General features: G+C 61.8%; 21 protein-coding genes and 1 tRNA gene. 7 read left to right on the top strand and 15 right to left on the bottom strand.

What is annotated here, in order from left to right; all coding sequences use genetic code 11:
* Positions 1-16 precede the first annotated feature (16 nt).
* The 3 genes from tusD to F0A17_RS03890 form a co-directional block, all read right to left on the bottom strand.
* Positions 17-409 carry a sulfurtransferase complex subunit TusD gene (gene tusD, locus F0A17_RS03880; protein ID WP_149327057.1) on the bottom strand — a complete coding sequence of 131 codons (393 nt, stop codon included), beginning with the start codon at positions 407-409 and terminating at the stop codon, positions 17-19.
* A gap of 68 nt (positions 410-477) precedes the next feature.
* A complete protein-coding gene (locus F0A17_RS03885) occupies positions 478-1149 on the bottom strand; it encodes a Bax inhibitor-1/YccA family protein (RefSeq protein WP_149327058.1) in 672 nt (223 codons plus the stop codon).
* A gap of 109 nt (positions 1150-1258) precedes the next feature.
* The gene (locus F0A17_RS03890; RefSeq protein ID WP_149327059.1) at positions 1259-1696 is read right to left on the bottom strand and encodes an NUDIX hydrolase; all 438 of its coding nucleotides are present in this window, start codon (positions 1694-1696) and stop codon (positions 1259-1261) included.
* A 76-nt stretch (positions 1697-1772) separates the two neighbouring features.
* On the opposite strand from F0A17_RS03890, the gene F0A17_RS03895 reads away from it, so the two are divergent.
* Together F0A17_RS03895 and nhaD are read left to right on the top strand one after the other, a co-directional pair.
* Positions 1773-1862: transfer RNA gene (locus F0A17_RS03895), tRNA-Ser, on the top strand.
* A gap of 173 nt (positions 1863-2035) precedes the next feature.
* Positions 2036-3520 (top strand): sodium:proton antiporter NhaD, encoded by a 1485-nt coding sequence (gene nhaD / locus F0A17_RS03900; protein ID WP_149327060.1) that lies wholly within the window; start codon positions 2036-2038, stop codon positions 3518-3520.
* 54 nt (positions 3521-3574) lie between these two features.
* On the opposite strand, the gene F0A17_RS03905 is transcribed toward nhaD, so the two are convergent.
* From F0A17_RS03905 to F0A17_RS03915, 4 genes are all read right to left on the bottom strand, one after another.
* On the bottom strand, positions 3575-3835 hold the full coding sequence (locus F0A17_RS03905; protein ID WP_149327061.1) for a hypothetical protein: 261 nt from the start codon (positions 3833-3835) through the stop codon (positions 3575-3577).
* A 202-nt stretch (positions 3836-4037) separates the two neighbouring features.
* Complete coding sequence (locus F0A17_RS21055; RefSeq protein WP_459076708.1) at positions 4038-4124, bottom strand: small membrane protein YohP; 87 nt, start codon at positions 4122-4124, stop codon at positions 4038-4040.
* A 65-nt stretch (positions 4125-4189) separates the two neighbouring features.
* Positions 4190-4396 carry a DUF2795 domain-containing protein gene (locus F0A17_RS03910; RefSeq protein WP_149327062.1) on the bottom strand — a complete coding sequence of 69 codons (207 nt, stop codon included), beginning with the start codon at positions 4394-4396 and terminating at the stop codon, positions 4190-4192.
* A 194-nt stretch (positions 4397-4590) separates the two neighbouring features.
* Complete coding sequence (locus F0A17_RS03915; protein WP_149327063.1) at positions 4591-6297, bottom strand: potassium/proton antiporter; 1707 nt, start codon at positions 6295-6297, stop codon at positions 4591-4593.
* 144 nt (positions 6298-6441) lie between these two features.
* Between F0A17_RS03915 and F0A17_RS03920 the strand changes: the two genes are divergently transcribed.
* Entirely contained in the window at positions 6442-7719 is a 1278-nt protein-coding gene (locus F0A17_RS03920; RefSeq protein WP_187774623.1) for an ABC transporter substrate-binding protein, read from the top strand.
* A gap of 16 nt (positions 7720-7735) precedes the next feature.
* Here the strand turns inward: F0A17_RS03920 and F0A17_RS03925 are convergent, their stop codons facing one another.
* The 3 genes from F0A17_RS03925 to F0A17_RS03935 form a co-directional block, all read right to left on the bottom strand.
* Positions 7736-8518: an alpha/beta fold hydrolase gene (locus F0A17_RS03925; RefSeq protein WP_149327065.1), complete on the bottom strand. Its 783-nt coding sequence runs from the start codon at positions 8516-8518 to the stop codon at positions 7736-7738.
* A 25-nt stretch (positions 8519-8543) separates the two neighbouring features.
* Positions 8544-9215, bottom strand: a complete 672-nt coding sequence (locus F0A17_RS03930) for a 7-cyano-7-deazaguanine/7-aminomethyl-7-deazaguanine transporter (RefSeq protein ID WP_149327066.1) — start codon at positions 9213-9215, stop codon at positions 8544-8546.
* Between the two features lie 214 nt (positions 9216-9429).
* Positions 9430-11340, bottom strand: a complete 1911-nt coding sequence (locus F0A17_RS03935) for a propionyl-CoA synthetase (RefSeq protein ID WP_149327067.1) — start codon at positions 11338-11340, stop codon at positions 9430-9432.
* 366 nt (positions 11341-11706) lie between these two features.
* On the opposite strand from F0A17_RS03935, the gene F0A17_RS03940 reads away from it, so the two are divergent.
* Complete coding sequence (locus F0A17_RS03940; RefSeq protein WP_149327068.1) at positions 11707-12027, top strand: ArsR/SmtB family transcription factor; 321 nt, start codon at positions 11707-11709, stop codon at positions 12025-12027.
* 22 nt (positions 12028-12049) lie between these two features.
* Here F0A17_RS03940 and sohB read toward each other — a convergent pair whose 3' ends face one another.
* Entirely contained in the window at positions 12050-13090 is a 1041-nt protein-coding gene (sohB, locus tag F0A17_RS03945; RefSeq protein WP_149327069.1) for a protease SohB, read from the bottom strand.
* A gap of 159 nt (positions 13091-13249) precedes the next feature.
* On the opposite strand from sohB, the gene F0A17_RS03950 reads away from it, so the two are divergent.
* The gene (locus F0A17_RS03950) at positions 13250-13561 is read left to right on the top strand and encodes an SCP2 sterol-binding domain-containing protein (protein WP_149327070.1); all 312 of its coding nucleotides are present in this window, start codon (positions 13250-13252) and stop codon (positions 13559-13561) included.
* A 66-nt stretch (positions 13562-13627) separates the two neighbouring features.
* On the opposite strand, the gene nudC is transcribed toward F0A17_RS03950, so the two are convergent.
* From nudC to F0A17_RS03970, 4 genes are read right to left on the bottom strand one after another with little or no spacing between them, the layout of a single operon-like run.
* Positions 13628-14404, bottom strand: coding sequence for an NAD(+) diphosphatase (gene nudC, locus F0A17_RS03955; RefSeq protein ID WP_149327071.1), 777 nt, complete (start codon positions 14402-14404; stop codon positions 13628-13630).
* A complete protein-coding gene (gene dnaQ, locus F0A17_RS03960; RefSeq protein ID WP_149327072.1) occupies positions 14404-15165 on the bottom strand; it encodes a DNA polymerase III subunit epsilon in 762 nt (253 codons plus the stop codon). Before dnaQ ends, nudC begins: the two co-directional genes overlap by 1 nt.
* Before the next feature lie 5 nt (positions 15166-15170).
* The gene (gene rnhA, locus F0A17_RS03965; protein ID WP_149327073.1) at positions 15171-15668 is read right to left on the bottom strand and encodes a ribonuclease HI; all 498 of its coding nucleotides are present in this window, start codon (positions 15666-15668) and stop codon (positions 15171-15173) included.
* Positions 15658-16446, bottom strand: a complete 789-nt coding sequence (locus tag F0A17_RS03970; protein ID WP_149327074.1) for a class I SAM-dependent methyltransferase — start codon at positions 16444-16446, stop codon at positions 15658-15660. Before F0A17_RS03970 ends, rnhA begins: the two co-directional genes overlap by 11 nt.
* 166 nt (positions 16447-16612) lie before the next feature.
* Here F0A17_RS03970 and gloB point away from each other — a divergent pair, with 166 nt between their 5' ends.
* Together gloB and F0A17_RS03980 are read left to right on the top strand one after the other, a co-directional pair.
* A complete protein-coding gene (gene gloB, locus F0A17_RS03975; protein ID WP_149327075.1) occupies positions 16613-17380 on the top strand; it encodes a hydroxyacylglutathione hydrolase in 768 nt (255 codons plus the stop codon).
* A gap of 56 nt (positions 17381-17436) precedes the next feature.
* Positions 17437-18591, top strand: a complete 1155-nt coding sequence (locus F0A17_RS03980) for a transglycosylase SLT domain-containing protein (protein WP_149327076.1) — start codon at positions 17437-17439, stop codon at positions 18589-18591.
* The last annotated feature ends 19 nt before the right edge of the window (positions 18592-18610 follow it).

Raw genomic sequence — 18610 nt, forward strand, 5'->3', positions numbered from 1 at the left:
CTCCTCGGGCATTGCTTCAAGGCGCAAACGTGACGAGACGATCGACCTCATGCCCCAGATCGATCAACTGGCCAAGTCCGGTAAGCTCAAAAGGCGATTCGACGGCGTGCCCCCTCTTTCCATGCCGGGCGGACTCTAGTTCGTCGAGCAAGCCACGTCGCAGGGCGGCGGCAATGCAGACCTGCAACTGAGTGCCATGCTCAGCATTGAGTCCGTTCCAGGCGTCGATGAGGTGCGGTTCGTCCTGAGGCGGGGCTGCCAGCCTCGCCGCATTGTATACCCCATCATGATAGAAGAAGACGCTCTCCAGGCGATGACCGCGCGCGATCAGCGCCCTGGCGAAGCGAAGTGCGGAATGGGACGCCTGGCTGCTGTAGGGCGCCCCCTGGACGAGTAGGCCGTAGCGCATTGGCTGCTTCCGTTCTCAAACGCAAAGGCCTCGCTCGCGCGAGGCCCTCGCTCACCGGTAACGGTGTCTCAGTCGTTGCTCATGATGCCGAGCAGCGAGAGCAGGCTGACGAAGAGGTTGTAGATTGAAACGTAGAGCGTAATGGTGGCGAGGATATAGTTGGTCTCGCCGGCGCGATGTACGATCTCGCTGGTCTGGTAGAGGATGGCCGCCGAGGCGAACAGCACGAAGCCGGCCGACACCATCAGCATCAGGGTCGGAATCTGAAAGATCAGCCCCGCCACCATGGCCAGGATCAGCACGATAGCGCCCGCCATCAGGAAATTGCCTAGGAAGCTGAAGTCCTTCTTGGTCACTAGCGCCACGGCGGACAAGCCGATGAAGGTCAGGCCTGTCATTGCCAGCGCGTTCATGATCAGCGCAGCGCCATTGGGCAATGCCAGATAGGCGTTGAGGATCGGGCCAAGGGTAAAGCCCATGAAACCGGTAAAAGCGAAAGTGGCCAGCAGGCCGGCGGCCGAGTTGGCCGTCTTGTGCACCAGGAACATCAGCCCGTAAGCGCCAACGAAGAAGACGAAGATATTCATTCGTTCGACGCCCATTGCCACGGCGGCACCCGCTGTCACAGCGGAGAACAGCAGTGTCATGGCCAGCAGCGCGTAGGTGTTGCGCAGCACCTTGCTGCTGGAAGTGACGGATGCCGACGAGCGCTGGGCCACGTGAGTGTCGTGATAGGCCATTGATCCAAAGCTCCCTGTGGTTGATCGTAATTGATCTTGGCAGTGGACCAAGAATGCCGTCGGTTGGTTCCCGACGCAAGTCCTTAGTTCTTCAAGTCTCAACGGCTCTTCAGCGCACCGTATCGAGAAATTCGCCAGCGATCCGCCGTGCGCTGGCGCACAGGCTCGGTTCGGTGCGCACCTGGCCCGCCTCCAGCCATTTGATCTCGCTGGCGTCGTCGCTGGCCACTCCCTCGCCCCGCTGCCAACGACACAATACCACCACGATGACGAAATGGCTCGACAGTCGCCCCGTGTCGTCATGGTCGAGCTGATCGAAGGCGGTAAGGATGCCTACGGCTGATGCCTCGATGCCGGTCTCCTCACGCAGCTCGCGAATGGCGGCTTCCAGCAAAGGTTCACCGGCTTCGATACGACCTCCAGGCAGTGCCAGCATGCCGGCATTGGGTGGGTTGCGGCGCCGGATCGTCAGAATCCTGCCGCGACGCCTCAATGCCACCGATACGGCTGGAACAGGACTCACTTCAGAATGTTGGTTACCGGACATGCAGACTCTCCGATCGATGATGTCTGGAAGCCCTTGACCTCATGAGGATAGCTGGTAATATTCGCCTCCGTGAGCCGGAGGGATGGCAGAGCGGTTGAATGCACCGGTCTTGAAAACCGGCGAGGGTTAACGCCCTCCCAGGGTTCGAATCCCTGTCCCTCCGCCACTTCCTCTTTCGTAGAAAACCCCTGCAAAAGCAGGGGTTTTTTATTGACCAAAGTCTAGCAGCAAAACCGCTCTACCTCTTCCGGCTAACTGTTGCACCGCAATAGGGCATGGTAAAATTCAGGCGCTTTCTTCACCTCTTCCTGAGAACCTTAACACACAGGACTTGCCTCCATGCCAATCGGCTGTAGTTCAAAACCCAGGCTACGGGGAATTCCCCGATGGCCGAATGCCCTATTGCTGGTTTTCTGCCTTCTGCCGTTCAGCCCTGTCGTGCTGGCGGCGACGGGCAGTTTGGATTTGACTGATTCGACCGTCGGCTACATTGCCGTTGCCATCTTCGTTCTCGCCTATGCGCTTGTCATGGGTGAGGAAAAATTGCACATGCGTAAATCGAAGCCGGTACTGGTGGCGGCCGGTTTGATCTGGTTCATGATCGGTTGGGTCTACGTGCAGTCAGGCATGCCCGACGAAGCCGAGCACGCGTTTCGCGAGACGTTGCTCGAATTCGCCGAGCTGATGCTCTTTCTGCTGGTGGCGATGACGTATATAAACGCCATGGACGAGCGGCGTGTCTTCGATGCGCTTCGCTCCTGGATGATTCGCAAGGGATTCAGTTACAAGCAGCTATTCTGGTTGACCGGCGGCCTCTCCTTCGTGATCTCGCCGATCGCCGATAACCTCACGACGGCCATGCTGATGTGCGCCGTGGTCACCAAGGTGGCCGAAGGCGACAAGCGCTTCATCAACCTGGCCTGTATCAATATCGTCGTGGCGGCCAACGCCGGCGGCGCCTTCAGCCCTTTCGGCGACATCACCACCCTAATGGTCTGGCAGGCCGGCATCGTGCAGTTCTACGAATTCTTCACCCTGCTGGTCCCCGCGCTCGTCAACTTCCTGATCCCTGCCATTCTGATGACCTTCTTCATCAACAACCGCAAACCGGAGGGGGTCTACGAAGACGTCTGGCTCAAGCGCGGTGCTCGGCGTATCGTCCTTCTGTTTCTGCTGACGATCGCCACTGCCGTGGCCTGCCATACCCTGCTGCACCTGCCACCGGTACTGGGGATGATGACCGGCCTTGGCTATCTGCAGTTCTTCGGCTACTTCTTGCGTATGACCCTGCCGCGCTCGCTGGAGAAGAAGCGGATCCGCTATACCCGACGCGGCGACGAGCGCAAGCTACGCCAGTTAGGTAGCGTGGTTCCCTTCGATGTCTTCAATCGCGTGGCCCGCTCCGAGTGGGATACCCTGCTCTTCTTCTATGGCGTGGTGGTGGCGGTTGGCGGCCTGGGTTTCCTGGGGTATCTCGGCATGCTTTCCGAAACGCTTTATGCCGGTTGGGATGCCACTTGGGCCAATATCGTGCTGGGGGTGGTATCCGCCGTGGTCGACAACATCCCCGTGATGTTTGCCGTGCTGACCATGGCGCCCGACATGTCGCATGGGCATTGGCTGCTGATCACGCTGACTGCCGGTGTCGGCGGCAGCCTGCTATCGATCGGCTCCGCAGCGGGTGTCGCCCTGATGGGTCAGGCACGTGGCAACTATACCTTCCTGGGGCACTTGCGTTGGGCGCCTGCCATTGCGCTTGGCTACGCTGCCAGCGTTGCCACCCATCTCTGGCTCAATGCCGGAAGTTTCGCCATTTCCGGTTAACCCGATCGTAGCCTCCACTTGGCGCCCGGCTTTGGCCGGGCGCATGTCGTTGTGTCAGTTAGCGAATATGACAACGCTGGCAGGCGCGAAAAAAATGACGTAACCGACTATCAGGCCGGTCGTGGCCCCCTGCCGGCCGCGGATGCGTCCCAACAGAGCGCAGGCAAGTGCCAGGGTCGTAGGCACCAGCATGGCACCGAATGAGAGGAACAGATCATGGTTGTCATCCGGTGGCCACTCCAGAATCTGGAAAAGGAAAGTTCCCATTAGTTGGCCGGAAAGCAGCACCATCCAATGATAACGAGAAAGCAACATCGCAGGCTCCGGTTATCCTTATGCCATTGAGTCTAACCAAGTCTGCACTGTGTCGGCGATAGCTGCTGATTTCAACGGCAGAAAAAAGGGCCAAGCGATTTACCTGGCCCTTTGCTGACTTCTCGGAAGGTGCGCTATTCAGGGAACAAGTCCATCGAGCGAACTTCTGCTCCTTTTACCGGTACCGGCGTCTGATCACCTATCAGAATATGAGCATCAGCAGGCCGATAACCACGACCAAGCCTATTAGAAATATGACCCCTACCGTGCTTGCCAGGAATTTGAGCATTACCACACCTCTCTGGTTCTCGTCCTTGAGTGCGCTTGAGCCTGATCGGTATTTCTCAAGAGCCGTTATTCCACGTCACCAATGCCTTTGGTGACGTCAGCCATGCTGTCATATTCTTGGTCCGGCAAGCGACGTATGACCTCCAGCACTTCATCCTCGGCTCCGTTGGCTTTCGCCTGCTTCTCGAGATCATCACGTCGAGCCGGAAAATCCACTCCCTTGAGATGATAAGCGATGTTGGCCGGTGAATGACCTCCTAGTCCGCGTGTCATGAGCAACACCTCCTTGGCTGTGAAGCTGTCAGGGTAAGTAGGAAGATAGGCACTGCACGAGGCGGGTTCAAGCCATGCAAATCGCGGCCTACAACTCGACACACAATGTTACCCTCGATGGCAAGTCGACAAGAGGCGCAAGGTCCATCCGCTCTTGCGTACTCTTCATGAAGGTTGAACGCAAACCGCTGATCTCAATAAAGACGTAGGCCGACCCGTGTGACCCGGTTGCCATCCATTTCACTGACGACCCAGTGGATACCATGCCAATCGACATCGTCCCCGACCACGGGGTGCCCCCCGACCCGCAGCGAGACGAACTCGCCCAGAGTCATGTCGCTCTCCCCGGGACTCAGCGTCAGGCCGTAGACACTGGCGATATCCTTCATTTGAGCATCACCGTCAAAGGTAAAGGTGCCGAAGAATGCCCGTTCGCGCTTGAGCTTGGCCTCTCCGCTGAATAGTCGATTGAGCGCCGGCAGGTCGCCGCTGCGACCGATAACGCAGATGACGTCACCGAACTTGAGCCGGGTACTGCCTTTGGGATGAAGCATGGCATGCTGCCGGAAAAGGGCCGAGATGATGGCGCCGGAGGGGAATCGTAAAAGGCGAATCGGCACATCGTCGAGGTCTTGATTGTCGACTTGGTAGACGAACATTTCATAATCGTTTTCCGGCAGGATCCCCAGCGGCCCCCGATGGTTGGGCGCCACGCTCGAAGGAATCTCCACCCGAGTCCAGCGGGCCATTAAGGGTAATGTGCCGCCCTGGACCAGCAATGACAGCAAGACCACGGCAAAGGCCACATTGAAGTAAAGCGCGGCATTCTCCACGCCGCCGATGACCGGAAAGATGGCGAGCACGATGGGAACCGCTCCCCGCAGCCCGACCCAGGAAATGAAGGTGATTTCTCGCCAGCGGAAGCGAAAGAACGGCTTGACGGTGATCAACACCGCCAATGGGCGAGCCACGAAGATCAGTACCAGCGCCACCAGCGAGGCCGGGAGAGCATACTCGAGCAATCCCGATGGATTGACCAGCAATCCGAGAATGAGAAACAGGCCGATCTGACTCAGCCACGCCAAGCCATCGTGGACGGGAAGAATGAAGTTGAGGTGCCGGCCGGGCTGATTGCCAATCATCAGACCGGTAAGATAGATCGCCAGGAAACCGCTTCCGCCGAGAAAGCTGGTGGCGCCGAAAACGCAGAAGCCAAGCGCCAGTGCCAGCAGCGAATAGAGGCCGGGAGCCAAGTCGAGCCAGCGCAGCAACTTGGCACTGAGCCAACCGCCACCGAGGCCGATGAGCAGGGCCAGGCCGAACTGGAAGACCAGAAACAGCAGCGTCGATAACGGATCGCGTATGTCCCCTACCAGAAACTCGACCAGCAGGACGGTGAGAAAGATCGCCATCGGGTCGTTGGTACCGGATTCGATCTCGAGGGTGGCGCTGACCCGCTCGTTGAGATGAACGCCGCGACCGCTGAGCATCGAAAAGACCGCGGCGGCATCGGTGGACCCGACGATGGCTCCCACCAACAGCCCCTGGACTAGCGTAAGGTCGAAGACCCACATGGCGAAGACGCCGACGAGCCCACTGGTCATGAAAACGCCCAGGGTGGCAAGCGACAACGCCGGCTTGAAGCCGACGCGGAAGGTCTTGAGCCGTGTGCGCAGGCCACCGTCCAGCAGAATCATCGCCAGCGCCAGGTGGCCGATAAGGAAGGCGAGAGAGTAATCGTCGAATTCAATGCCGAGAACGCCCTCTTCCCCTGCCAGCATCCCGAGCCCCAGGAAGATCAATAGCAATGGCAGCCCGACCATCGAAGAGAGGCGGCTGGCGACGACGCTCAGAGCAATCAGGAAACCGGTCAGAAGAAACAGGGTGTTGATGGTATCCATGCATGACCTCTTGGTGGGAAGTCGCCATTATGACATGGACATCAGCGACTGGCAGAGTACGGTTCGCCTGGCCATCGCCATCGCGACAGCGATAAACTGCGCGCTTACCGAAGCTTACATAGTCCGATGGAGACGCTTCCCTGGATGCTCATACCCTATCGCAGGTTGCTGGACCGCCCACTGTCATGGGCATTCGCTGCCCTGGCCTTGCTGTGGCTGGCGGTTGCCTTCGCCGGTGCTGACGGGGCCAAGGCCGAAGCGCTCGTGGCTCCCCCGATGGAGCGGGAAACACGAATCGTGGTACCCCCTCGCCTCCCGGAGACCGAAACCTTGGCCGAGCGGGAAGCGTCCCCGATCGTCGAGGTCCCGCCAGCGGTCAAGGGGCCGGGTGTTTTCAAGAGATTGTTATCGATCGATCCGTTCGCCGTGCCTTCTCCCTTTCTCGAGTCGCCGGACGAGGTGCCGTCCGTCGTCACCGAGCCGGCCGCCCCGCTCGTCCCGCCCCCCATGGTCCAGTTGGAAGTGACGCTCGACTGGTACCTCAACCCGCAGCACACCGCTCTATTGGTGGCCCGTGAAAAAGGCATGTTCCGGCGCCGTGGGCTGGAGGTCCGGCTATCGGTTCCGGCCGATCCCAATGTACCGGCGAAACTACTGGCGGCCGGTAGAACGGACCTGGCGGTGGGACGCCAAACGCAGCTGCACCTGTTGGCCGACAAGGGGTTGCCGTTGATGCGTGTCGCCACGCTCATCGATACGCCGCTCGCGGGACTCATGCTGCGTGCGGACGTGAATACGCAAGCGGAAGAAGAGGCACTGGCATATGAGCTCGAGGGATTGCGCATCGGCTACACCGACCAGGACGGTCGCGACATCCTGCTTGCGCGGCTGCTGGCGGAGCTGATGTCGATGCGCGATGGGCTGGCCCTGATAGAGCCGGTCGATGTCAATTACGCTGTGCTCGATGCGCTGCGCGAGGAGAGGGTCGACGGCGTTCTGGTGCATCAACGCCACCTGCTGCCGCGACAGCTCGCCGACGAGGGCATTGCCATGCGTGTCCTGCCGATCGAGAACCACGGATTGCCGCCACACGATGGGCTCATCCTGATGGCGAATCGCGACCGGCTCAATGGCAAGCGCGATGCGGTGCGCCAGTTGGTGGCGGCGCTGGAAGAGGCGGCGCTATGGAGTCTCGATCACCCCCAGGAAGCCTGGGAGTTACTCGTAGCCGCTGAACCTGCCCTCAACGATCTGACGATTCGGGATGCCTGGACCGATATCCTGCCCCGCCTGTCGCTGCGGCCCGCTGCACTCGACCAAGGTCGTTACCTGCGCTTCGACCGGTACTTGCTTGAGCAGGGCGTGATTGACAACGGCACCCCGCTGGAGCGGATCGCCGTTGACCTGGGTGTCGCTCCATAGCCCTCAGGGTCGGCCTTCAGGATGCGAGCGATGCCAGGAAGTCGTTGACGGCGGTCTGAAACGCGTCGGGCTGTTCGGCGTGTAGCCAATGCCCCGCTTGCTCGAGGGTGACGACTTGCGCATTCGGCAACACGTTGCGCAGTGTCGGCAGCGCTTCATCCGGTACGTAGTGAGAACGCCCGCCGCGCAGCACCAGCGTGGGACCCTCGTAAGCGCCCTCTCCGGCCGGTGCCTGCATGATCGAATCGTAGTCGCGCTCGATCTGGTCCAACCCGATGCGCCACCTCAAGACGCCATCGTCGCCTCGCACGAGATTGGTCGCGAGAAACAGCCGCGTAGCGCGTTCGTCGACGTGCTCCGCCAGCATCTCATCCGCTTCGCGGCGATTGGTAGGGCTCCCTGCCTCGACTCGGCGCAGACCGGCGAAGACGGCATCGTGCCCGTGTCCGTAGGCCTGCGGGGCGATATCGGCCACGATCAAGGAGGCGACACGCTCGGGCGTAAATCGTGCGGCGCTGATCACGACCTTGCCGCCCATCGAGTGGCCCAGAAGGTGGGCACGCTCCACTGCCAGTCGATCCATCAACGCCAGCAGGTCCTGCGCCATTTCGCCGTAGCTCATGCCTTCGGCATGCGGCGAACGGCCATGATTGCGAAGATCCACGGCCACTACGCGATGATGCGCCTGCCATTGCTTGACATGGGAACGCCAATTATCCGCGCTGCCCATCAGGCCGTGAATCACGAACAATGGCGTGCCTTCGCCACCCGTATCCTGGTAGTTGAGTTCGACGCTCATTTCATCTCCGCTCTCATGGGGTCGGTCAGGGGCGCTGCGGTGACAGGTCCTGCTGGCCGGTCAGCGCCACCATGCGGCGGCTCAGCCACGCCAGCAGCACGCCGTACAGCGGCAAGAAGAATAGCAGGCTGATGCCGAGCTTGATGATGTAATCCACTGCGGCAATTTCCACCCAATGGGCCGCCATGAAGGGATCGGGACTGCGATGAAAGGCCATGGCAAAGAAAGCCGCCGTATCGGCCAGGTTGCCCAGCACGGTCGAAACGGCGGGCGCGATCCACCACGCCTTCAGCCGACGCAGACGATCGAAGACCTGGACGTCGAGCAACTGGCCGAGCACGTAGGCCATGAAGCTCGCCAGCGCGATGCGGGCGACGAATAAGTTTCCTTCGCCCAACGCCTCCAGGCCGGCAAAGCTGCCGCGAGGGAAGGCGACCGAGACGACATAGGAGATCAGCAGCGCCGGCCACATGACACGCATGATAATGGCGCGTGCCGGCTCTTTGCCGAAGAGCCTGACGGTGAGGTCGGTGGCCAGGAAAATGAAGGGAAAGCTGAACGCACCCCAGGTGGTATGGAAGCCGAACAGGGTGAACGGCAATTGAACCAGGTAATTGCTGGCGGCGATCACGAAGATGTGGAAGGCGACCAGAAGGACAAGGCAGCGTCGCTGCTGCGTCTCGGTGAGTACGAACATGTTGAATCCTTTTTGCTCGGCCTGATCCGGTGCTCGGCCGGTGAAAAGAGGGGTGAGGGAACCCTCGATGAGCCCCGGGTGCGGGGCACCCGAAATGCGGCGGGCATTATACGTGCTGTACCGTGCGTGGGCCAGCCATAGCCAGTGGGGCGGGGCCGAAACGACGAACGCCGCTCTCCGGGGCGGCGTTCGTCGTCTGGGCGGCAGGCAGCCTTCAGACCTGACGCGCCTCGTGTGCTGCGCCCACGTCACGCTGGATCATGGCGTCATGGACGTCCTGCAGGCTGGCCGGGTCATCGATGGTCGAGGGGATGCCATACTCCTTGCCATCCGCAATGTTGCGCAGCAGCTTGCGCAGAATCTTGCCGGATCGGGTCTTGGGCAGGCGGCTCACCACCAACACCTGCTTGAAGCAGGCGATCGGGCCGATCCTGTCGCGTACCAGCGCGATCAACGCCTCCTCGAGTGCCACCTCATCGCCATCGAAGCCATCCTTGGGGATTACCAACCCGACCGGAACCTGTCCCTTGAGCGCATCGTGAATACCGATCACCGCGCACTCGGCAACGGCCGGATGGGCGCCGACCACCTCCTCCATTTCTCCCGTGGAGAGGCGATGGCCGGCGATATTGATGACGTCATCGGTGCGGCCCATGACGAAGAGGTATCCCTCCTCATCGAAGTAACCGCCGTCCCCGGTCAGGTAGTAACCCGGAAACGCCGCCATGTAGGCGCTATGGAAGCGCTGCGGGTCGCCCCAGACGCCCACCAGGCAGCCGGGTGGCATCGGCTGCCGGATCACCACGCTGCCCTGCTCCATCGGCTTGGCGACCTGGCCTTCCCGGTCGAGCACCTGCACGTTGAAGCCCGGGACCGGCACTGTGGCGCTGCCGGCCTTGGTCGGCAGCGGCTCCAGTCCCTGCAAGTTGGCGGCGATCGGCCAGCCGGTCTCGGTCTGCCACCAGTGATCGATCACCGGCACCTCGAGCAAATCGTCGAGCCAATGGAAGGTCGGCGGGTCGAGCCGCTCGCCGGCCAGGAACAGCGCCTTCAAGCATGAGATATCGTACTGCTGCAGCCACTTGCCGTCCGGGTCCTCTTTCTTTATCGCACGGAAGGCCGTCGGTGCGGTAAAGAAGCTCTTGACCCGGTACTGGCTGACCAATCGCCAGAAGACGCCGGCATCCGGCGTCTTGACCGGCTTGCCTTCGTAGACGACGGTGGTACAGCCACGCAGCAACGGGGCATAGACGATGTAGGAGTGCCCTACCACCCACCCGACATCGGAAGCGGAAAAGAAGACATCGCCCGGCGCCACGTCGTAGATCGCTTCCATTGAGTAGTGCAGGGCCACCGCGTAGCCGCCGGTGTCGCGAACGACGCCCTTGGGCTTGCCGGTCGTACCCGACGTATAGAGCACGTAGAGCGGATCGCTACCCTTCACCGGCACGCAATCGGCCGGCTCGGCACGGGACAACAGTGCCCGCCAGTCGTGGTCGCGCTCGCCGAATTCGATGGCCTGCTCCTCGCGCTGTAGATAAACGCAAGCGTCAGGCTTGTGTTCGCTCAGCTCGATTGCCGCATCGATATTGGGCTTGTAGGGAATGACGCGATCGATCTCCACCCCGCATGAGGCCGCCACTACCACCTTGGGCCGCGCATCGTCGATGCGAACCGCCAGCTCATGCGGGGCGAAACCGCCAAACACCACGGAGTGCACGGCACCCAGGCGTGCGCAGGCATACATGGCGACGAGCGCCTCCGGCACCATCGGCATGTAGATGACCACCCGGTCGCCCTTTGCCACGCCCAGCCCCGCGAGCGCTCCGGCGAACCGCGCCACGTGATCGCGCAACTCCCCGAAGGTCAGCGTGCGCCGGCGGCCGGTCACGGGAGAATCCCAGTAAATGGCCGGTTGATCGCCCCGGCCCTGCTCGACGTGGTGATCCAGCGCCGCGTGGCAGATGTTCAGCTCACCGTCGACATACCAGCGCGCGTGGCCCTGTTCATCGTACTCGAGAATCTGTCTTGGAGGCATGAACCAGGGGATTCGATGGGCCTGCTCGGCCCAGAAGGCTTCCGGTTGGTTAATGGAGCGTTGGAACTCGGCCTTGTAAGTTGTCATGGTGTCTTGTCCGGCAGCAGAGAGAAGCACATTGTTGACACTTTAGAGAAAACGGTAGGTTTTTCTCTCATACCATCGACTAAAGAACGCGAGGCAAGCGACAAGCGTCAAGAGAAAAGAGAATTATTGTTGACAACTCTTCCATCACGCCGCGACCTACCACCGCTTCGGTTGATTCTTCGTTTGACAGCCGCCAGGTCACTATCAATGATGACTAAATCAGTAAAGCTATAACACAAACTGGCTCTGGCGAATCGCATTGCCCGCGGCGCCTCGTCGTCTCGCGCGGCCATGGAGCGAGGTAGCCGTCGAAGCCGCCAGCTCCGCGCCGTGACAGCGGCCGGTGAGCCACACGGGGAGATCATCATGAGCACCTCGCAACGCGCTGCAACCCGCCTCCTGAAGGCCGGCACACCGGCTATCGATCAGTCCACCGCCTTGTTGAAGGCCTTGGCCAACGACAATCGACTGCGCATTCTCTGTCTGCTGGACGACACCGAGCTATCGGTCACCGAACTCAACCAGCGGCTTTCGCTAAGCCAGTCGGCACTATCGCAACATTTGGCGATCCTGAGGCGCGAAGGCCTGGTCTCGACTCGGCGGGCGTCGCAGACCATCTATTATTCGCTGCAGGGAGAACAGGCCCGTCAGATGATTGAGGCGTTGGTGCGAGTGCAGGAGGCATGAGGGATGGCGGCGGGCCGCCTGTTCACCGCTTCTCCCAACGGCTTGCGTCGAGTCTCTCGAGCAGGCGCGTTATGCCGTTTTCCACCCCGTGGCCAATGGTCTTGCCGAAGCGCTCCCCGAGCGATGGACGGGCTTCGAGGCGCACCCTCACCACTCGGGCCTCCTCCATACGCGCCATCAGGTAAGCCTCGCTGGTTCCCAACTCGTCAATCAACCCCTTTTCCATGGCATCCTGACCGTACCAGACCTCTCCGGTGGCCACCGCCTCGATATCCAGATCCGGGCGGCGCGCCGTCACGTGTCGCTTGAACAACGCGTGAATATGTTCCAGGTCGGACTGGAACTTCTCACGACCCTCCTCGGTGTTCTCGCCGAAGACGGTCAGGGTGCGCTTGTACTCGCCGGCGGTGAGTAGCTCGATATCGATATCGTGGCGCTTGAGCAAGCGGTGCACGTTGGGCAGTTGGGCCACCACCCCGATCGATCCCAGCACGGCGAACGGTGCGGCCCGCAGGCGATCGGCGGCACAGGCCATCAAGTAACCGCCGCTGGCGGCGACCTTGTCGACGCAGACAGTGATAGGCAAGCCGGCCTCGCGCAGGCGATCGATCTGGGCGGCACCCAGGCCGTAGGCATGCACGAGACCACCGGCGGATTCGAGGCGAATCATCACTTCATCGTCCTCCCCCGCTGCCGCAATGACGGCTGAGATCTCTTCGGCCAGGCGTCCCACGCCGGTGGCCTTGATATCGCCTCGAAAATCCAGCACCCAGACCGTGCTGCGACTTTCATCCGGTGACTTGCGAGCGGTACGGATGAGGCGCTTGTCGTCGCGGCGGAACGCCTTGACCAATCGCTTGCGCGCGCTGGGCTCGGTGGCGGCAAGTGCCAAGCGCCGGCGCCGGTATTCGCGCTGACGGTTCAGCTCGTCGACTCTTAGGCGCAGCCGCTCTCCCGATTCACTCCTGGCACGCGCTATCAGGGCGACGGCCGCCAGGACCAGAAGGGTGAGAATCGTGACTTGCACCGCGAAGCGCCCCAAGTCCATCAGCCATTCGTTCACGTTGTCACTCCGCTTGCTCGGATCGATGTCTCAATCCTGACCCTGCACGGCGGCAGAGACAATGGGCTTGATTGAAACAATCGTTTGAAATACTCTCTGACGATGACTCTTCGTCATCGCTTCTCCAGCCCGGAACCACCGAGAAAGGAACGCCCCGCAATGTCCACCTCGACTTTCAACAAGCTGCAAGACCGCTTCGACCCCCAGGCCGCCCAAGGCATGGACGACGTCTTTCAGTTTCACTTCAGCGACAACGGCAGCCACTATCTGATTGTGAAGGACGGCACCCTGTCGATCGAGGAGGGCGAGCACGACGATCCGTCGGTTTCGTTGTCCATGAGCAGCGATACGCTCAAGGGCATCATGAACGGGGAGATCAACGGCATGACGGCTTTCATGACGGGCAAGCTCAAGGCGACGGGCAACGTGATGCTGGCGACCAAGCTGACGAGCCTATTCCCCAACCGCTGACCGCGTTGCATCGGCAAGAGCGAACGGGCCCGCCCTTCCAAACGCAGCCCATTCGCATGCCTTGGCTTAACGTGCGCCGCTTGCCACCTCGGCGAGATGCGTCTCGATCAGCGCTCGCGAGATCGAGTAGAGCGGCGGTAGCTGGGGCAACTTGCCGGGCAGGAACCAGGCAGCATCGGCGATCTCGACGCCATCGATGCGGATATGCCGGCTGGCGGCTTCGGCAAAGAAGCCCAGCATCAGGGCATGCGGAAAGGGCCAGGCTTGGCTACGGAAGTAGCGCACTCGCCCTACCGCTACCCCGACCTCCTCGTGGATTTCGCGACGCACGGCATCCTCTGCCGACTCGCCCGGCTCGATGAAGCCTGCCAACGTCGAATAACGCCCCGGCGGAAAGCGTGGGCTGCGTGCCAGCAACATGGCATTCCCATGCGTGACCAGGGTGATGATACAAGGCGAGATACGCGGATAGTTGCGATGGCCGCAGCGCTCGCAGTGCATGGCGAATTCACTATCGAGCTTGGCCGCTGGCGCACCGCAGCGGCCGCAGTAGCGGTGGTCGCGTAGCCACGCGGCGACCTGCAGCGCGGTGGAAATCAGCGGGAACCAGGATTCCGGCAACTGTGCCAGCCAGTCACGCCCGTCCGGCCAATCCCCGTCGGCCGACTCCTCAATCGACAAGGCGACCGGCTCGTCGTGCCAATACCCTATGGGTTGGGCAGCCTCGGGCCAGGGCTGTGGCGCCTGCAAGGGCGTTCCGTCAGGGCCCGGTGCGATCCGCCCTGCCGCCAGGCGAATCAGGCGTCCCGCAGCGACGTCATGAGGCAGTTCACGCCGCAGCATCAGTGAGCCGCTTCCCGCGCGCCTTCGACCACACCCAGAGCATCCCACTGACAGCTGCCTGCTGCCTGGCGAATCTGCTCCAGCTTGGCTTGATGTGCTGCCTGTTCCGTGGCGTTGGGTCGAAGCACGCGCAGGCTGCCGGCCTTCAGCGAGAGGCGCCTGATCGAAAGACCGCTGGCCATGGCTTCGCTGCTGCTGCTCTCATCGGCATCGAGCGTGAGGGCCGTCTGGCCGCCGGTCATGGCCAGATAGACTTCCGCCAGGATCTCGGCGTCGAGCAACGCACCGTGCAGAACCCGGTGCCCATTGTCGATCTCGTAGCGTTTGCACAAGGCATCGAGGTTGTTGCGCTGTCCCGGGTGACGTTCACGCGCAAGCTGCAGCGTATCGAGGATCCGGCAATGTCCGGCTACCGGACCCAGGCGAGGCTCGCCGCGTGCCGCGAGCAGAAGCTTGAACTCATGGTCGATGAAGCCTACGTCGAACGCCGCATTGTGAATCACTAGCTCGGCCCCACGCACGAACTCCCAGAAGGCGTCGGCGACCGCGGCGAAAACCGGCTTGTCGACGAGAAATTCGTTGGTGATGCCATGCACGCCGATGGCCTCGGCTTCGACCTCGCGCTCGGGATTGATATATTGGTGGTAGGTACGTCCCGTGAAGCGTCGATTGACGAGTTCGATGGCCCCGATTTCGATCAGCCGGTGGCCTTCGCGGGGGTCGATGCCTGTGGTTTCGGTATCCAGAACGATTTGACGCATTGGGTCTAGGACTCAGGTTGGATGGCGAGAGACTTGCTACGGGTCCAGTGAGCGTCGATGGCAGCGTTGGCCAGTGCGTCGGCCCGCTCGTTGCCCGGGTGGCCGTTATGACCCTTTACCCAGTGCCAATGGATGCGATGTCGCTGGGTCTCCTCATGCAACTCGCGCCACAGCTCGGCGTTCTTTACCGGTTGGCGACCGGCGGTTTTCCAGCCACGCTTCATCCAGTTATGGATCCACTCGGTGATACCGCGCCGCAGGTATTCGGAGTCGGTCCACAGCTCGATCTCGCAGGGGCGCTTGAGCGCGCGCAGCGCCATGATGGCTGCCATCAACTCCATGCGATTGTTGGTGGTATTCGCCTCGAAGCCGTTGAGCGTCTTTTCATGGCGGCCGCTCACCAGCACCGCGCCCCAGCCTCCCGGCCCCGGATTGCCGCGACAAGCGCCGTCGGTATAGATGGTGACGCCGGGAGCCGGCTTGTCGTTATCGCTATCGCTCAACTTCAGTGGTCCTTCTGGTTGGCTCTGGCGCAGAGCTGCCGATACGGATGGCGTGTCCCAGCGCACCGCCGCCCAGTGAGCCCTGCAGTCGCAGCCGAGGGCGCTGAATCTGGGCCAGCCGGGTGCGCCGCCGTGCCTGAATGACGTAACTGTCACCGAAAGGCATGTTGTGGCGACGGCCGAGCGTTTCCAGCGTTGCATTCCCCGGCAAGCTGCCGGGAAGATGAAAGCCGCAGTAGTCTACCTGCTCGACGCGAAAATCGACAATGGCCAGCCAGTCGCTCAGTTTGGCCGGTGTGCGCCACTGACCCCGCCATGGCAGGCGCTGCCGGCGACCCGGCGTCAGCCTGGACAGCCCCGACAAGCCGAGGGGCATCCAGCCCAGCACGATGAGACAGCCATCGTCGGCGGTGATTCTGGCCGCCTCTCGCAGAAGCCTGTGCGGATCGGCGATCACCTCCAGCAGATGATGCACGATGACCAGATGCAGGCATTCATCGGGCAGGGGGATCGCATCCAGCGGACAGACCAGTGTGGAGGAGGTGTTCGTCAACTCCCTCGTGGGAGCCCAGCGCATGCCGTGCTGGATCGGCGACATGTCGCTCAGCGCCGGAGCCATGCCTAACTCCAGACTGTGGCCGCCATGCAGCCGCTCGCATACCGGCCCCAGGCAGGCTCGTTCAGCGCGCCAATGGGCCTGCCCGTTCTCGCTCGACCAGTAGCGCTGCCCTTCGCGATATAGCTGGGCCAATGCTACCGTCTCCTGCGAATTTGACATGGCTTGCCAATACCTCCATGATCACCGGTTTTGCAGGCAACTTTCACGAACTTGGCGGCGCATGACCGTCAAGTCGATGGCTCGCGGCACTCTTCCAGCGAAGACAATGGAAAGGGCCGCGACCTGCAGCGCATCCGGTTGACGACGCAACAAGGACGGACTGCCCATGCTGAGCGTGACACCGATTCCCGCTTTGAGCGACAACTATATCTGGCTACTTCGTCAGGATACGAGCCCTGAAGCCTGTGTGGTAGACCCTGGTGAAGCAGCCCCCGTCATTCACGTTCTCGAGCGAGAGGGTCTGACCCTCGGCAGCATCCTCGTTACGCATCATCATCCGGACCATGTGGGCGGGCTTGCGGAACTCATCCGACGCTACTCGCCGAAGGTGATCGGACCGCACAATCCCAAGATCGAAGGGATCGACGAGCGCGTCGGCGATGGCGACACGTGTCGAGTCATGGGGCGACGTTTCGATGTCTTCGACGTGCCGGGCCATACCCTCGATCATATCGCCTTCTTCACTCCCGGCATCCCCCCTCTGCTGTTCTGTGGCGATACGCTCTTCTCGGGCGGCTGCGGACGCCTGTTCGAGGGGTCTCCCGAACAGATGTTCCGTTCGCTGCAACGGCTCGCTGCCCTGCCGGACGACACGCTGATTTTCGCCGCCCATGAGTACACCCTGGCCAACTTGACCTTCGCTCAGGCTGTCGATCCGCATAATTCCGACGTGACTGCAGCGCTGGACGAGACCCGTCGGGCGCGCGACCTCGACCGCCCTACCCTGCCCAGTCGCCTGGGGCGTGAGAAAGCCATCAATCCGTTCTTGCGCTGCGCTGCGCCGGACGTGCGTGCTTCCGCCTCGCAACACGGCAATACCGAAAGCGACCAGGCGACCTTTGCCACCCTGCGCGCCTGGAAAGACCGTTTTTGAGCATCGACACATCCCAAGGGCGCCGCTGCGACGATGCGCGCCCAGAAGGAGGAAGAATGACCTACCGAACGACGAGGCAGTGGACCTTGCGTCTGGCTGGCGGAGTCGCCCTGGTCAGCGCCCTGGCAACGGCCGGGCCCGAGCTTCGCGCATCGCCCCATCCCGCCTCCGCGCCCGCCCTTCCGCTCCACCATTTCTGGGACGATCTCCAGCTCGAAGCCATGCCCGGTAGCGCCTGGGAGCGCTTGCGCGACAGCCTGGCCTGGCATGAACGGCGTCATGATCCGCGCGTACAGCAATGGATCGAGTATTACCGCGCCAACCCCGGCAACGTGGTCGACATCATGGAGCGCGCCCGCCCTTGGATCGCCTGGATTACCGAGCAGGTGGAACGGCGCGGCTTGCCGGGCGAGATCGCCCTAATCCCTTTCGTCGAAAGCGCCTACGACCCTCGCGCGCGCAGTCATCGCGGCGCTGCCGGCCTCTGGCAGTTCATGCCCGGCACGGCGGATGCTCTAGGCCTGAGACGACAGCAAGGCTATGACGGACGTCTTGACGTCGTCGCCTCCACCCAGGCCGCTCTCGACTATATCGAACTGCAGGCCGAGCAGTGGTATGACGGTGACATCGAGCTGTCCTTGGCGGCTTACAACGCAGGGGCGGGCACCGTCAACCGGGCCCGACATGCGGCAGCGGCACGCAGCGCACCAAGCGATTACTGGAACCTCCAGTTGCCGAGCGAGACCATGCAGTACCTGCCCAAGCTCAATGCCATTGCCGCCATCATCGATGACCCTGAGCAATACGGCGTCGCCCTGCCCGCCATTGACGATGCTCCAGCTTTCGCTACGGTTCCGGTGGAAACGCACTTTCACCTCTCGCAGCTCGCCAATGTCACCGGGCTTGCGCCGGATGAGCTGGCTGCGCTCAATCCGGGCCTGACCAACAAGAGCGCCTCCCCCGCTGCGGTTGAAGTGGTACTGGTACCCATCGATCACGAAGAAACCGTGCTGGCCGAGCTCAGTGCCCCGGCTGCCACAGGCACCGATGATTCCCGCCACCTCGTTCAGCGCGGCGACAGCCTGTCCGCCATCGCCTCCCGGCACGGCATCACGGTGGCCGAACTGAGGCAGCACAACGGGCTGCGTGGCGACATCATCCATGCAGGTCAGGTATTGGACATTCCGCGGCGCAGCCTGGCATCGCGTTGATGGACAGCGATGCTTGAGG

The sequence above is a fragment of the Billgrantia pellis genome (assembly GCF_008297955.1).
Lineage (GTDB): Bacteria > Pseudomonadota > Gammaproteobacteria > Pseudomonadales > Halomonadaceae > Halomonas > Halomonas pellis.